Source organism: Paenibacillus sp. ACRRX, assembly GCF_022346885.1.
Taxonomy (GTDB): domain Bacteria; phylum Bacillota; class Bacilli; order Paenibacillales; family Paenibacillaceae; genus Paenibacillus_B.
In genome coordinates this window covers 737,035-751,591 of sequence record NZ_JAKRNK010000002.1, presented here as the reverse complement: position 1 = coordinate 751,591, position 14,557 = coordinate 737,035, and the positions used below count along the sequence as shown (strand labels likewise).

Here is a 14,557-nt window from a genome sequence, read left to right as displayed (position 1 = left end):
TTTAATAATATGATTTGCTTATGAATCTCATAGTGACAACGCTATCATTTTGATATTATAATAGATTTGGAAGTGACAATATAATCCAACGGGAGGCGAATTGATGAATTTAAAATTTCCGTACTCGCGCAGCTTTATGGTGCGAAGTTTAAGCGCTTTGCTCGGGGTGACGATGCTAGCATCCGGAACCCTTACGCTAACGGCCAACGCTCAAGGGACAACAAGTGAAGTAGTCTCACAAGCAGCCGTGCAAGCATGGCAGGCGAACAAGGCATTTGTTGCCGGTGACATTGTGTCTTATAGTGGAAAGCTCTATAAGGCAAAGTGGTGGTCCTTTAACAGCAGACCAGATCTGAATGCCGATTCTTCCTGGGAACTGCTTAGCAGCGAAGATACAACGCCGCCAACAGCTCCTACCAACCTTGTTTCGACTTCACAAACCGCCTCATCGATTACGTTATCTTGGATTGCTTCTACTGACAACGTAGGTGTTATCGGATACGACATCTACCGTAATGACATCAAAGTGGGATTTACTGTCTCCAAACTTTTCACCGATTATGAATTACAGCCCGACACTTCTTACCAATATGTTGTTAAAGCCCTTGATGCGGCAGGCAACCAGACGAATAGCTCATCCATATCTGTGAAAACGATTACAGGAGCGCCAGAACTATCAGTAGGTGAAAGTCGGTTATTGACAGATTCTCAGATCATTTCTTTGTGGAACGGGATTGATTCGCAATATAGTCCCGACAAAGCAGAGGCAGCGATCAATGCAGCACTTCCTAAAGCACAATATGAAGACTTATTCCCGTTACGCGCGGGGACACCAGAGTGGCACGCTATTGCAAAAGGAAAGTACTACTATAAAGAAGGTCTTACAGATTATTACTCGTATGACAATTTGATAGCTGCTGTACGAGAGGTAGCTAACGTCAAGTACAAAGATGTATATCGTGAAGGCGACGTATTCGCCAAGCAGATTTACCGCCTTGATAAGGCATCAAAGAAAGAGACGCTAGTCTATCAGTCTGCTGACTTTAAAGCTCCTAAAAATGTGAACAAGCCGCTGATCAATCGGATTGTGGATTTTGGTACGTTTGTGAAGGAAGGGGCGGAGAACAACCGCAAGCGTGAGCTGGCAGCATTTCTAGCTAATATTGCCCATGAGACTGGCGGTGGCTGGGCGACTGCACCAGGCGGCGAACTACGTTGGGCACTGTTCTTTAACGAAGAGTTAAACTACGTCAATGGCACGGGTGGTATTGGCTATGTAGATCAAGATCATCCCGACTACCCTCCTGTTCCAGGCAAGTCATATCATGGTCGCGGTCCCATTCAATTAAGCTGGAACTACAATTATGGCTTGATTGGCGCCATCATTTATGGGGATCAGAATGTGCTGCTCCAGAATCCTGACGTTGTAGCTCAAGACGGTAAGATTGGGTTCATGACTGCACTCTTGTTCTGGATGATTCCGCAAGATCCAAAGCCATCCAACCATGACATTATGGTAGGAAATTATGTGCCTACGGCAGAGCAGTTGGCGAAAGGGCTTGTTCCTGGGTTTGGTGCTACTATTATGGTCATTAATGGTGGACAAGAAGGCAATTTGGATGAGTCTGATGTTCGTATCAAGCGCCGTGTAGGCCACTACCTTGATCTAACAACGCGCAGCGGGGCGAACATTGAAGGCGAGAAGCTGAACACACTTGGCATGCAGCCGTTCTAATTTAAGAGGAGGTATCTTCGTACAATTTGACTTACTCATACCAGTATTCATACGACAGGGAATATTTGGCCCTGAATCACACTAACTTAGGAGGCTTATTATGTACTCAAAATATCCTTTTTCGCGTGCCTTTATTCTTCGTAGTTTAAGTGCAGTGCTTGGGGTGACATTATTATTGTCCAACACTCCGATCGCGATGGCGGCTGGAGAGCCAGCACCAAGCGTACAGGACGCAACAACCCAATCGACCGCACCTGCGTGGCAGGCTGCTAAAGTCTACGTTGGCGGAGATATCGTATCGCATGAAGGCAAGCTGTTTAAAGCCAAGTGGTGGACACAAGGCGACAATCCTAATGCTGCACTAAGCAGTTCAGATTCACCTTGGCAGCATATTGGTTCTGATACAGGCGGAGGAACTGATACAACGCCTCCAAGCACCCCACCAGGACTTTCCTCGACAGCTCAGACTTCCACTTCGATAACGCTTGCTTGGAACGCAGCTACTGATAATGTAGGTGTGACACAGTATGATATTTACCGCAACAATGTTAAAGTTGGCTTCTCCGCGACGACTTCATTCACTGATAATGGCTTACAAGCAGATACGACTTACAGTTATACGGTCATCGCATTGGACGCTGCTGGAAACGCTTCAACGTTAAGTTCTGCCTTATCGGTCAAAACTGCAGTTGATAACGGTACTGGTGGACCGTTCCTGCAAGTCGGTCAAAGCCGTGTTATTACAGATGTGCAAATACAAGCGACTTGGGGGGGGATAGACCCGCATTATGCACCTTCTCAAGCAGCAGCATCCGTGACAGCGGCGCTTCCTCAAGCGGATTATGAAGCTTTATTCCCGCTTCGTATCGGATCTGCTGAATGGCACACGGTTGCGGTCGGCAAGCCATACTATAAGCCAGGTCAAGTTGACTATTATTCATATGATAACTTGATTGCTGCTGTACGTGATGCTGCAAATATTAAATACAAAGAAGTGTACCGTGGCGGCAGCACTTGGACCAAGCAAATCTGGCGCTTGGATAAAACGGCCAAGACAGAAACGCTGTTATACCAAGAGCCAGAGTTTAATGCTGAATGGAATCTTAATAAACCGACAACATCGCGTATTGTCGACTTTGGCACTTTCCTTAAGGAAGGTACAGAAACCAACAAGAAACGTGAGCTTGCTGCGTTCTTGGCAAATATCGCCCACGAAACAGGCGGTGGTTGGGCAACTGCGCCAGGCGGCACATTACGCTGGGGCCTGTTCTTTAATGAAGAAGTCTCTTATATTAATGGACAGGGCGGCGTTGGATATGTACAAGCCAATAGTGACTATCCAGCAGTTGCAGGCAAATCTTATCATGGTCGTGGCCCGCTTCAATTAAGCTGGAATTATAATTATGGACTTATCGGATCGATTATATTCGGCGACAAAAATGTCTTACTTCAAAATCCTGAAAAGATAACACAAGATGGCAAGCTCGGCTTTATGACAGCGATGCTGTTCTGGATGACACCACAGGATCCGAAGCCATCGAGTCATGACATTATGGTTGGCAACTATGTGCCGACCGCTGCTCAGATAGCCAAGGGACTCGTTCCGGGGTTCGGAGCGACAATCATGGTTATCAACGGCGCGTTCGAAGGCAACAAAGACGAAAGCGATGTCCGAGTCGGCCGCCGAATTGGCCATTATCTTGACATTACAGGACGATCAGGTGTTAATGTGCAAGGAGAGAAGCTGAATACGTTAGGTATGCAGCCTTTCTAAGGATTATATAAGTGGTTATAAAAGATCCAGTTCCCGAGGCAAACAGCTTCGGGAACTATTTTTTTGGATGTTGGTTTTATGTTAAGGTAAACCCCTTGACATCTGCTCTGTAATTCGATATGATAAGGAACGTCGATGGGCTGTAAAGTGTTTTTCCTTGACGAAAGGAGTGGCCCGTATGAACGATGAACAGTTGTTAGCCAAGACGAATCGCATTAATATGTTATTCGACTTTTACGATCAGTTGCTGACTGAGAAGCAACAGACTTTTCTGAAATGTTATTTTCAAGATGATTTTTCCTTAGGCGAAATTGCTGCAGAGTTTGGTATTAGCAGGCAGGCCGTGTATGAGCATATTAAGCGGGCGGAGCAGACGTTGGAGACTTACGAGAGCAAGCTTCAATTGCTTGTGAAGTTTGAAGCTCGCACGAAGCTGCATGCCCAACTGCAGAACGCCCTTTCGGATATAATGTACATACCCGACCCGCAGCGCGCGGAACTGCAGATGATTGTCCGTGAACTGCAGGCGTTGGAATAAGGGAACGGGGTGAAGGTTATGGCATTTGAAGGATTATCAAGCCGATTGCAGAACGTATTTAGCAAGTTGCGCGGCAAAGGCAAAGTTAACGAGGAAGATGTAAACGAAGCAATGCGCGAGGTGCGACTTGCACTTCTTGAGGCGGATGTTAACTTCAAAGTCGTTAAAGATTTTATTGCTAAAGTTAAAGAAAAAGCCATAGGCCAAGAAGTGATGAAGAGCTTCACGCCTGGGATGGTTATTATCGACATCGTTAATAAGGAATTAACGGAACTGATGGGTGGTACAGCTGCCAAGCTGGAGAAAGCAACCAAGCCTCCTACCGTCATTATGATGGCTGGTTTGCAAGGGGCAGGTAAGACAACGACGTCCGGCAAGTTGGCTAAGCTTCTTCAGAAACAGAACCACAAGCCACTTCTCGTGGCTGCGGATGTATATCGTCCGGCTGCAATTAAGCAGCTCCAAGTGTTGGGTAGCCAGATTAACGTGCCGGTGTTTGCTTTGGGAGATCAAGCAAATCCGGTTGATATCGCGAAGCAGGCGCTTGACCATGCACGTGAGAATCATCTAGATTATGTCATTATTGATACAGCAGGTCGACTGCATATTGATGAGGCATTAATGGATGAACTAAAGCAAATTCATGCCACAGTTAATCCGTCTGAAGTACTGCTCGTGGTTGATGCCATGACAGGTCAAGATGCTGTTAACGTTGCAGAAAGCTTTAACCAACAGCTTTCGTTGACAGGTGTTGTCTTAACGAAGCTGGATGGAGATACACGTGGTGGTGCAGCACTTTCCGTTAAAGCAGTAACGGGTTGTCCGATCAAGTTTGCGGCGCTCGGAGAGAAGATTGACGCACTGGAGCCGTTCCATCCGGAACGTATGGCTTCACGTATTCTCGGCATGGGGGACATGCTGTCGCTTATTGAGAAGGCGCAGGCAGGTATTGATGCAGATAAAGCTAAGGAAATGGAGATGAAGATGCGTAACGCATCATTTACCTTCGATGATTTCCTGGAGCAGATGCAGCAAGTTAAGCAGCTTGGGCCGATCGATCAGATTCTGGATATGATTCCTGGTATGAATAAGGTAAAGCAGACACAGAACTTGAAGGTTGATGAGCGTCAGATGGGACGCATCGAGGCGATTGTACGTTCAATGACACACGCAGAACGTCAAGACCCTGATCTGATTAACCACAGCCGTCGCAAGCGTATTGCTACGGGTAGCGGAACTACGCTGGCCGATGTGAATCGACTCATCAAGCAGTTTGATGAGATGCGTCGTGTGATGAAGCAGTTTTCAGATATGATGGGACCCAAAGGTCCGAAAATGATGAAGAATCTCAAAAGCAAAGCCGGTAAAGGGATGAAATTCCCGTTCCGTTAATGCCTATAGTTAGATAATTCCGTTAAGGAGGTGAATTTCGTGGCAGTACGTATTCGTTTGAAACGCATCGGTGCTCATAAAGCGCCTTTCTACCGTGTAGTTGTTTCTGATTCCCGTTCCCCGCGTGACGGTCGTTTTATCGAGGAAATCGGTTACTACAATCCGGTAGCACAACCTGCAGTAGTTAACATCGACGAAGAAAAAGCGTTGAAATGGCTGCAAACAGGTGCTCAGGCTTCTGACACGGTTCGCAACTTGCTTAGTCAAGCTGGCGTGATGAAGAAGTTTCATGAATCTAAATTGCAGAAATAAATAAATCGTTCGGAGGGTCGCGAATGATAGAGTTAGTGTCAGTAATTGCACGGGCTTTGGTCGATCATCCGGATGAGGTCCGTGTTGAAGTTGTCGAGAAAGAGCATGTTGTCATCTATGAGCTTTACGTTCACCCCGACGATGTCGGAAAAGTGATTGGGAAGCAGGGCCGCATTGCCAAGGCGCTTCGCACGGTCGTCACATCGGCAGCCGTTAAGGTTCCTAAACGGGTTGCTGTGGACATTATTTCTTAATAGGTCGATGAGGGTTAGGAGAAATCCTAACTCTTTTTCGTATGAATAGAGCAGTTGAATTACTGTACTGCGTTGTGTTCAGCAGTAGTCAGAGTCAGAAGTTGACTTTACATACACGTACTGATAGGCTTCATCTAGGCAATAATAAAGCATATTATGAAGATAACCCCGTTGCAGGAGGATAAAGATGGCTGAACAATTATTTACGGTGGGCAAGGTTGTTAATACACATGGCATCCGAGGTGAGATAAAGGTTATCTCCCATACCGATTTTCCAGAAGAACGATTTGCGCCTAAAAGTAATCTTGTATTATTTAACGAAGAGTCTCGTCAGACAGTAGATGTCACAGTTGAGAGCTCCCGCTCACATAAGAACTTATTTATTATGAAGCTGAAGCAATATTCCAATATTAATGAAGTGGAGAAATATAAAGGCTGGCTGTTAAAAGTATCAGATGAGCATCGTGCTGAGCTGGAAGAAGATGAATATTACTACAGTGATATTATTGGCTGCAGGGTTGTATCAGACGAAGGCGAGGAATTGGGTACAATTAGCGAAATATTAGCCCCAGGTGCCAACCATGTCTGGGTAGTTAAGCAGCCTAAGGGTAAGGAATTATTACTTCCCGTTATTGATGAGGTTGTGCTGAACGTCAATGTAGAGGACAAGCTTATCACGGTCCATGTGATGGAGGGATTGATCTAATGCGAATTGACGTGCTGACGCTGTTCCCGGAAATGTGTGAAGGTGTGTTCAGCACCAGCATTATGGGTAGAGCGCGGGAAAAAGGGCTCGTACAGCTCCAAGCAACGAACTTCCGTCAATTCTCGACAAACAAGCATTCGACCGTAGATGATTATCCGTATGGTGGAGGAGGCGGAATGGTATTGAAGCCAGAGCCGATCTTTGCTGCGGTTGAACATTTGATGGAATTAACATCGATGCAGCCTGCACAGGAGAGTACTCTGTTAACGGATGTACAAGTCTCTGCAGCAAGTGGGATACCTGAGCAGGATATGTCAAGAGATGCTGGCATGAAATTGCGAGAAACAGGGATCGACGATTCCTGCCATGAGGACCAGGTACATTCCTCTTCGAAGGCTGCTTCGCCCAGGATCATTCTGATGTGCCCACAAGGTGAAACGTTCACCCAAGCTAAGGCAGAAGAACTGGCTCAGGAAGAGCATCTTATATTTATTTGTGGCCATTATGAAGGATATGATGAGCGTATTCGTGAGCATCTTGTCACGGATGAATTGTCGATAGGTGATTACGTATTGACAGGAGGAGAGCTTCCCGCGATGGTCATCGCCGATGCGGTAGTACGTTTGCTGCCAGGTGTACTTGGCAACGAATCGTCAGCAGTAACCGATTCATTCAGTACTGGGCTACTTGAATATCCGCATTACACACGTCCAGTCGAATATAGAGGCTGGCAAGTGCCGGATGTGCTTATATCTGGTCATCATGCGAATGTGGACAAGTGGCGTCGTGAACAGTCGCTTAGACGTACATGGGAGCGCAGACCGGATTTGTTGAATAAGGTCGAGTTGAGCGCGAAGGAACGAAAGTGGCTGCAGGAACTGAAGTTGCAAGCTGTAGAGGCACGCAAAGACTAACAGAAGGAGGTCATCCTGTGTGGAAGAGGATGACTTCTTATATTTGCTTGTACGATGAATTTGCATTTGAATTTGAAGAACAACGTATATAAAAAAGGCCGCTTCAGAGGTTAGTGGGTACTCCATGAAACGGCCGCTTTAGTTCCTACTTGAGAATACTGCGGTGATCATATTTGGTTTAGCTAAAACGACAAAAGCCCTACCTCTCTTCCGTCCTTGCGGCTCCTTGACCGCGCCAGTGTGAATCAGTATTACCAATTGAATCGTCAATTCTTTAGGGTTAGTTGGGAATTAGACTTTCATATGAGGAGTTAGCTATTCTTGCTTGAGGAACTTAATGTGAGGATGGATCTCACATGCAACTATAATAGTATATCATTAATGTATAATTAAAGCTAGCAAGTTCTGTTGTATGGAAATTATTTCATTATTTCTGCTGTACCCATTTCAAAAAGTAGAAAACATAGGAGCGAGATATGAACCATTTGGACGTAAACATACTAACATTAAGAGCAGAAACAATCTTGAACGATTTAGATCAATCGGATGGCGAAGTTAGAATCGTAATGAAAGAAATGATTGATAACCTGCGAATGCTAGAAAAACAAAATGAAAGCTTACGTAAACAAATCGCAGCTCAACAAAAAAATAAAATGTCCAGTAAGCTAAGAGATGCATTGTATGAATAGCTATTTATAGCTCCTTTAATCAATCGTATTGTTAAAGTTATAGATGCTGTTTCTGCTGTTCAAATGTTTGATGTAAAAGTGACTATACAACTGAAAGAGCAGCGTTTATAGAGATGCAAGGTCCCTGTTAATAAATTGGTTATGCGCAACCGTGCCACACCACTTTATGCAACGGGGGCTTTTTTATTTTTTCATGAGGCTTATATTTTCCTTTAATGCAATTAAATGTTTAGACAATAAAATGATCATATGATAATTTATTTATTGCTTATGTCATATCCATTAAATTGTTTAAAAACTAAATAATTTTAAAAATGTATATTTTTTAAAAATTAAGACGTGGATAGACAGAGTTACAGCATATATAAAATTATCGGGGGAGTTTGGGATGAAGAGGCTTAAATTATCATTTGTTTTATTGTGTTCAGTAGTATTATTGTTAACGGTTAGTCCAGTATTTGCTGCAACAAGTCAATATACGAATGGTTTGTTGGATAAGGTGCCTATATATGTTGGCTCGGCGGTAGGAGAAGGTACTACAGTTTCCGAGATGACTGATGATAATCCAGCAAACAGAGCTATTGTAGATACAAATAAATTAGCATGGTATAAATTTTCCACTCCGCAGGTGATCAATTCGTTCGTTCTAAAAACGAATGGTGAAACAAAAATTGAGTTTTACGATGAGAAACTAGAATTGTTAGAAAAAGTTAATCCATTGCCTATTGATGGGATACAAACATTACCTAAGGCAATCACTAAGGTATCAATAATAGTCTTGAAACCAACTACCTCTGCTTATGTGCATGAGTGGAACGTATTTGAAACTCCTTCAACTCCGCCGTCTGCGACAACGATCACCTGGATTCAGGCAGGCGATAAAATGGTGAATTTCGACTGGAAGTCCACAGGTGCAAAGTCATACAATGTCAAACGAGCGACATCGTCTGGTGGGCCCTACACAATCACTGCATCTAATGTTACAACTACTACATATACAGACAAGACTGTAAATAACGGAACAACTTATTATTATGTTGTTTCAGCAGCGAATGAAGCAGGAGAAAGTGCGAATTCACCTGAAAAGGGAATAAAGCCAGAAGCAACACAGTATACGGGGGGGTACCTGGATCGTATTAAAATTAACTTAGGGCCAAACATAGGGAGTGTCTCGGAATCAGTAAAAGAGATGACTGATAACGATCCAAACAGTAGAGTTGCGATTTATGGTAATAAATTTGCATGGCACACCTTTGCAGATCCTGTGGACATAAGTTCAGTGGTCGCTAAATCGAATGGTGATACTATTATGGAATTTTATGATGATCAGTTCGGGTTGCTACTAAAATATAAGCCATTATTAAATGATGGCATTCAGACTTTGCCAGAGACTCTTACAGATGTGAAAACTATTGTTTTTAAGCTTACTTCACAATCTTCATCATATATTCATGAATGGAACGTTTTTGGAACACCATCTATGGCACCAGCGCAAACAAAAATTAATTGGATCTATGGTGGAGATAAGCTTGTTAAGCTAGAGTGGGTCGATACAGGTGCTAAATCATACAATATAAAACGTTCTACTTCAAAGGGAGGGCCCTATGCTTCACTCGCAGCAAACATAACGGGTACTTCATACATCGATAAAGCTGTCACTAATGGAACGACATATTATTATGTAGTAGCATCAGTAAATGAAGCAGGAGAAAGTGCATACTCACCTGAAAGATTTATCAAACCACAAGCAACCAATTACACTGGGGGCTTACTTGATGGCCTTACGTTAGATGCAGGTGACAGATTCTTGGATCCAACTACAACTACAAAAGTGCGAGAGTTAACAGATAATGATACAGATACTTCTTTATCAGTAGGTAGCAGAACGGCGGTAGTATGGTATACATTTGATTCTGCAAAAGAAATTTCATCTTTTATTGTTGGATCCCGTGCTTCATTTAAATTAGAACTATATGATAAAAAAAATAAATTGTTGTATGAGCAAGCAACTGCGGTAAAAGAAGGTGTTCAGCTACTTCCATCACCTATCGGAAACGTATGGACTGTTGTGCTAAAAGGTGAGAATTGGGCGAGTGAATGGAACGTGTTCGGTAAAAATGAACATCAACCTGTGCCAGCGCCGCTAAACCTGACTGCTACAGCTGGAGATAAATCAGTTGTTTTGAACTGGAGTAAGGTCAACAATGGAACAGGATATAATGTAAAACGCAGTACAAAAGCAGGTGGCCCGTATGTGACGGTTGCTACCGTAACAGGCAGTACTTACAGCTACACAGACAATACAGTCACAAATGGTACGACTTACTACTATGTAGTATCTGCAGTAGATGCGATTAGTGAAAGTGGAAATTCCAACGAAGCATCTGCTACGCTAAAAGGTGGAGACGTTGTTATTCCACCGATAACAGATGATGGCCAATCCGGTAATCGTGCATTGCTGCGCCTCATTCTGAACAACGGCATTGAAAAAGAATTTGATTTGTCGATGAAAGAAGTAAATGCTTTTATTACTTGGTACGAAGGCCGGGCAGCTGGAAAAGGATCTGTTATGTTTGCAATTGATAAGCACAACAATAATAAAGGTCCATTCAAAAATCGTAAAGATTATGTGTTCTACGATAAAATCATTACATTTGAAGTGAACGGCTATGATTCGGCTGATCAACCATCAGTACCAGAGCAAAAGCCGAATGGCAACGGTTCAAATGGCAACAACCAACCTGAGCCTGAAGAGCTAATGTAACAATAGTTTGAACGTTTATGATATGACTGTAAAGGTATTATCTCTTAGATGACAATTGGATAAATACTTAACAACAAAATATCATTGATATGTCTTAACAAGTTGGAATCCAATGCTTCATTTAGAAACAGAACTCCATATGATGGTTGTGTTGGCAAAGTTCGTTATTGCTTTTCATGAATTGTTCAGTCTCCTTCACTAAAATAGGTACAAAAGACTATTTTCTTATAGTGGAGGAGCCCGAGAGATGCAAGAAGAAACACAATCTGAAAAGGAATACTTATGGGTAGGGGCTTTATTAGTTGGTGTGTTTATCGGTTGCTGCTACGTTATAGGACAATCGTAATGTACTGATAAATGAGCTTGAAGTGTGCCTCTCTACATATTTGTTGTATTCCGCTGCAGGATATGCTACAATACATCTGTTGTGTTGAATACGGCGGTCCTCTACATACTGTGACGAGTAAGCCATTGATGCTGCTCTGAGGTGTAAGAACGTCTGTGTGGAAGGAGGGAGTCATAGATGAATATCGTACAAGCAATTACACAAGAACAACTTCGTAAAGATGTACCAAGCTTCCGCCCTGGTGATACTTTGAAAGTATTTGTTAAAGTTATCGAGGGAACTCGTGAGCGCGTTCAGCTGTTCGAAGGTGTTGTAATTAAGCGTCGTGGTGGTGGAATCAGTGAAACATTCACTGTTCGCAAAATTTCCTACGGTGTAGGTGTTGAGCGTACATTCCCAATTCACTCGCCAAAAATCGATAAAATCGAAGTGGCTCGCCGTGGTAAAGTGCGTCGTGCGAAGCTTTATTATCTTCGTAATCTTCGCGGTAAAGCAGCGAGAATTAAAGAAATTCGTTAATTGGAACAACCGGGGGCTTGCACATAGCGCAAGCCCCTTTTGCTATCTATTGCGAAATGGTTTACGCTTATAGCATGATATAGACAATCTATACGCATCCTAAGAAGAAAGCGGGGCAAGCTTGTGGAGCAAGAAAAGCAATTAAACGAAACGAATACAGTGGATCAATCCAGTGTACAAGCGCGTAAAAAAAATGAACTTGTTGAATGGATTAAAGCGATTGCAGTAGCTGTAGTGCTGGTTGTTGTAGTCAGATGGTTATTATTCGCCCCGTTTATAGTGGATGGTCCATCGATGGAACCTAATTTTTGGACGGGAGAGCGGCTTATCGTTAACAAAGTGCTGTATGATTTCCGAGATCCGAAGCCGGGAGAAGTAGTTGTATTTGAGGTACCGGCAGAGGGACGTGATCTCATTAAGCGTGTAATCGGCGTAGCTGGTGATACAATTGAGTACAAAGGTGACGATTTGTTCATAAACGGCAAAAAAGTAGAGGAGCCTTACATACAAGAAGCATTGGATAAAGCGCACCAGGACGGCGGGCTTTATAACAACAAGGATTTCCCGAATGAGATGCTAAAAGACAACAAAGTACCAGAGGGGTACATTTTTGTGATGGGGGACCATCGTAATAACAGTACGGATAGCCGAGTGCTTGGTTTTATACCATTAAAGGATATTATAGGTAGAGCGGATGTCATCTTCTGGCCTTTGAAGGATATTCAAATGATCAAACATCACTAACACATAAACATCAAGAGAACAGATAGGGGGTGGATAGCGATGTCGATTCAATGGTTCCCAGGACATATGACAAGGGCGCGGAGACAAATACAAGAGAAGCTTAAGCTGATCGATGTGACAATAGAGCTACTGGATGCTCGATTGCCGTTGTCTAGCCGCAACCCGATGATTCATGAGATACTCGGTGATAAGCCAAGGCTCATATTGCTTAACAAGTCAGATCTGGCTGATCCTGACGTGACAGCTAGATGGATAGACGTATTTCGTAAAGAAGGCCATACAGCAATTACGGTCGATGCTTCATCCGGAACGAATATACAGAGCATCCAGGTAGAGGCTCGCAAGCTGCTGGAAGAGAAATTTGCTCGTCAAGCGGCAAAAGGGATGAGACCACGTCCTGTAAGGGCTTTAATCGTAGGAATCCCGAATGTTGGCAAGTCAACCTTGATCAATAAACTTGCGGGTCGCCAAGTAGCAGCTACAGGCGATCGCCCCGGCGTCACGAAAGGGCAGCAATGGATTCGGGTTGGCAATGAGATGGAATTGCTCGATACACCAGGTATTTTATGGCCCAAGTTCGAGGATCAGATGGTTGGTTACCGTCTAGCTGCGACTGGTGCAATAAAGGACCAAATATTAAATGTTGAAGATGTAGCTTTCTATGCAATAAAATATTTATCCACCCATTACAGCGAGCGATTGCAGGAACGATTCGAACTAGAGTCGCTGCCTAATATTGAGAACGATGATCCGAATGAGATTGTTGCCGTGATGGAGCAGATCGGACGAAAGCGCGGCTGTCTTGTTAGCGGCGGACGTGTTGATTTGGAGAAGGCATCAGGGATCATTTTGCGTGAGCTGCGTGCAGGTAAGATGGGAAGGCTAACGTTCGAAGTACCTGAGGCGCGCAAGCGTTCTTAGAATACGAGACATGCAATAGTTATAATAAGTAAGCCGTCAGCACTTAGGGTGCTGACGGCTTTTAAGTGTTGCTCTCTTGAATGGATAAAGTAGCTCTATTAAACGAATAAAAATAAGATAATTGATGTAAATGTTTCTAGTTGTATTGCCGTCACTAGGCATCTGGATATACAATATACGGATGAACCGGAGAGGGGGATCGGAATGGCACGTGCAAAACAAGAGAGTGCAGATGTGGATCTGCTATTATGGGAGAAACGATATTGGGATCAGGGGTATGAATGGATAGCGGGAATCGATGAAGTAGGACGCGGCTGTCTGTTCGGAGACGTAATAGCCGCCGCTGTGATTTTACCTAAGGGAGTTATAATTAAGGGGATTAATGACTCTAAGAAGTTAACAGAGAAGAAGAGAGAGTTTTTATATGATCAGATTATTGGACAAGCTGCGGCTTGGGCTGTAGCAAGAATGGATGCAGCGAAGATTGACGAAGTTAATATTAAGCAAGCTACACGTTTAGCGATGAAAGAGGCAGTTACTCAACTGCAGATACGTCCTGATGTTTTATTAATAGATGCGGAACGGATAGAATGTAATTTACCTCAGGAATCCATCATTAAAGGGGATGCAACCAGTCAGTCAATAGCTGCAGCATCTATTGTTGCCAAGGTAACACGAGATCGCTTGTGTGCAGGTGAGTGGGATCAACTATACCCTGCATATGGGATTGGTGTACATAAAGGATACGGCACGAAACTCCACCGTGAGAAGCTATTGGAGCTGGGACCAACTCCTATGCATCGTAAATCCTTTTTAACAAAAATATGGGATGAACAGCTGACCTTATTCTAGTGAAATTAAAAGTATGCCTGATGAAGACATTCCCAAGGGAGTGTCTTTTTTCGATAGACTGAGCTGCATAATATTGCCGGTATATCCAAGCGAAATG

At 43.6% G+C, this 14,557-nt stretch carries 14 protein-coding genes; all 14 read left to right on the top strand.

The window, feature by feature from the left end:
- The first annotated feature begins 103 nt into the window (after positions 1-103).
- The 14 genes from MH117_RS08855 to MH117_RS08785 all read left to right on the top strand — a co-directional run bounded on the left by MH117_RS08855 (position 104) and on the right by MH117_RS08785 (position 14,460).
- Complete coding sequence (locus MH117_RS08855) at positions 104-1,735, top strand: glycoside hydrolase family 19 protein (RefSeq protein WP_239328296.1); 1,632 nt, start codon at positions 104-106, stop codon at positions 1,733-1,735.
- A gap of 100 nt (positions 1,736-1,835) precedes the next feature.
- Positions 1,836-3,509 carry a glycoside hydrolase family 19 protein gene (locus tag MH117_RS08845; RefSeq protein ID WP_275444561.1) on the top strand — a complete coding sequence of 558 codons (1,674 nt, stop codon included), beginning with the start codon at positions 1,836-1,838 and terminating at the stop codon, positions 3,507-3,509.
- A 178-nt stretch (positions 3,510-3,687) separates the two neighbouring features.
- Positions 3,688-4,047, top strand: a complete 360-nt coding sequence (locus MH117_RS08840; RefSeq protein ID WP_239328295.1) for a putative DNA-binding protein — start codon at positions 3,688-3,690, stop codon at positions 4,045-4,047.
- 18 nt (positions 4,048-4,065) lie between these two features.
- Entirely contained in the window at positions 4,066-5,439 is a 1,374-nt protein-coding gene (gene ffh / locus MH117_RS08835) for a signal recognition particle protein (protein ID WP_028545127.1), read from the top strand.
- Between the two features lie 39 nt (positions 5,440-5,478).
- Positions 5,479-5,751 carry a 30S ribosomal protein S16 gene (rpsP, locus tag MH117_RS08830; RefSeq protein WP_028545128.1) on the top strand — a complete coding sequence of 91 codons (273 nt, stop codon included), beginning with the start codon at positions 5,479-5,481 and terminating at the stop codon, positions 5,749-5,751.
- 23 nt (positions 5,752-5,774) lie between these two features.
- The gene (locus MH117_RS08825) at positions 5,775-6,005 is read left to right on the top strand and encodes a KH domain-containing protein (RefSeq protein WP_028545129.1); all 231 of its coding nucleotides are present in this window, start codon (positions 5,775-5,777) and stop codon (positions 6,003-6,005) included.
- A 187-nt stretch (positions 6,006-6,192) separates the two neighbouring features.
- Entirely contained in the window at positions 6,193-6,711 is a 519-nt protein-coding gene (gene rimM / locus MH117_RS08820) for a ribosome maturation factor RimM (RefSeq protein WP_239328294.1), read from the top strand.
- Positions 6,711-7,625 (top strand): tRNA (guanosine(37)-N1)-methyltransferase TrmD, encoded by a 915-nt coding sequence (gene trmD, locus MH117_RS08815; RefSeq protein ID WP_239328293.1) that lies wholly within the window; start codon positions 6,711-6,713, stop codon positions 7,623-7,625. The genes rimM and trmD overlap by 1 nt, the downstream gene beginning before the upstream one ends.
- 476 nt (positions 7,626-8,101) lie before the next feature.
- A complete protein-coding gene (locus tag MH117_RS08810; RefSeq protein WP_239328292.1) occupies positions 8,102-8,314 on the top strand; it encodes a hypothetical protein in 213 nt (70 codons plus the stop codon).
- A 388-nt stretch (positions 8,315-8,702) separates the two neighbouring features.
- Positions 8,703-11,078, top strand: a complete 2,376-nt coding sequence (locus tag MH117_RS08805; protein ID WP_239328291.1) for a fibronectin type III domain-containing protein — start codon at positions 8,703-8,705, stop codon at positions 11,076-11,078.
- 523 nt (positions 11,079-11,601) lie between these two features.
- Positions 11,602-11,943, top strand: coding sequence for a 50S ribosomal protein L19 (gene rplS, locus MH117_RS08800; protein WP_028545133.1), 342 nt, complete (start codon positions 11,602-11,604; stop codon positions 11,941-11,943).
- 123 nt (positions 11,944-12,066) lie between these two features.
- Complete coding sequence (lepB, locus tag MH117_RS08795; protein WP_481857252.1) at positions 12,067-12,687, top strand: signal peptidase I; 621 nt, start codon at positions 12,067-12,069, stop codon at positions 12,685-12,687.
- Positions 12,688-12,726: 39 nt separating this feature from the next.
- Positions 12,727-13,608 (top strand): ribosome biogenesis GTPase YlqF, encoded by an 882-nt coding sequence (ylqF, locus tag MH117_RS08790; protein ID WP_239328290.1) that lies wholly within the window; start codon positions 12,727-12,729, stop codon positions 13,606-13,608.
- 204 nt (positions 13,609-13,812) lie between these two features.
- Positions 13,813-14,460 (top strand): ribonuclease HII, encoded by a 648-nt coding sequence (locus MH117_RS08785; RefSeq protein WP_239328289.1) that lies wholly within the window; start codon positions 13,813-13,815, stop codon positions 14,458-14,460.
- Positions 14,461-14,557 lie beyond the last annotated feature (97 nt).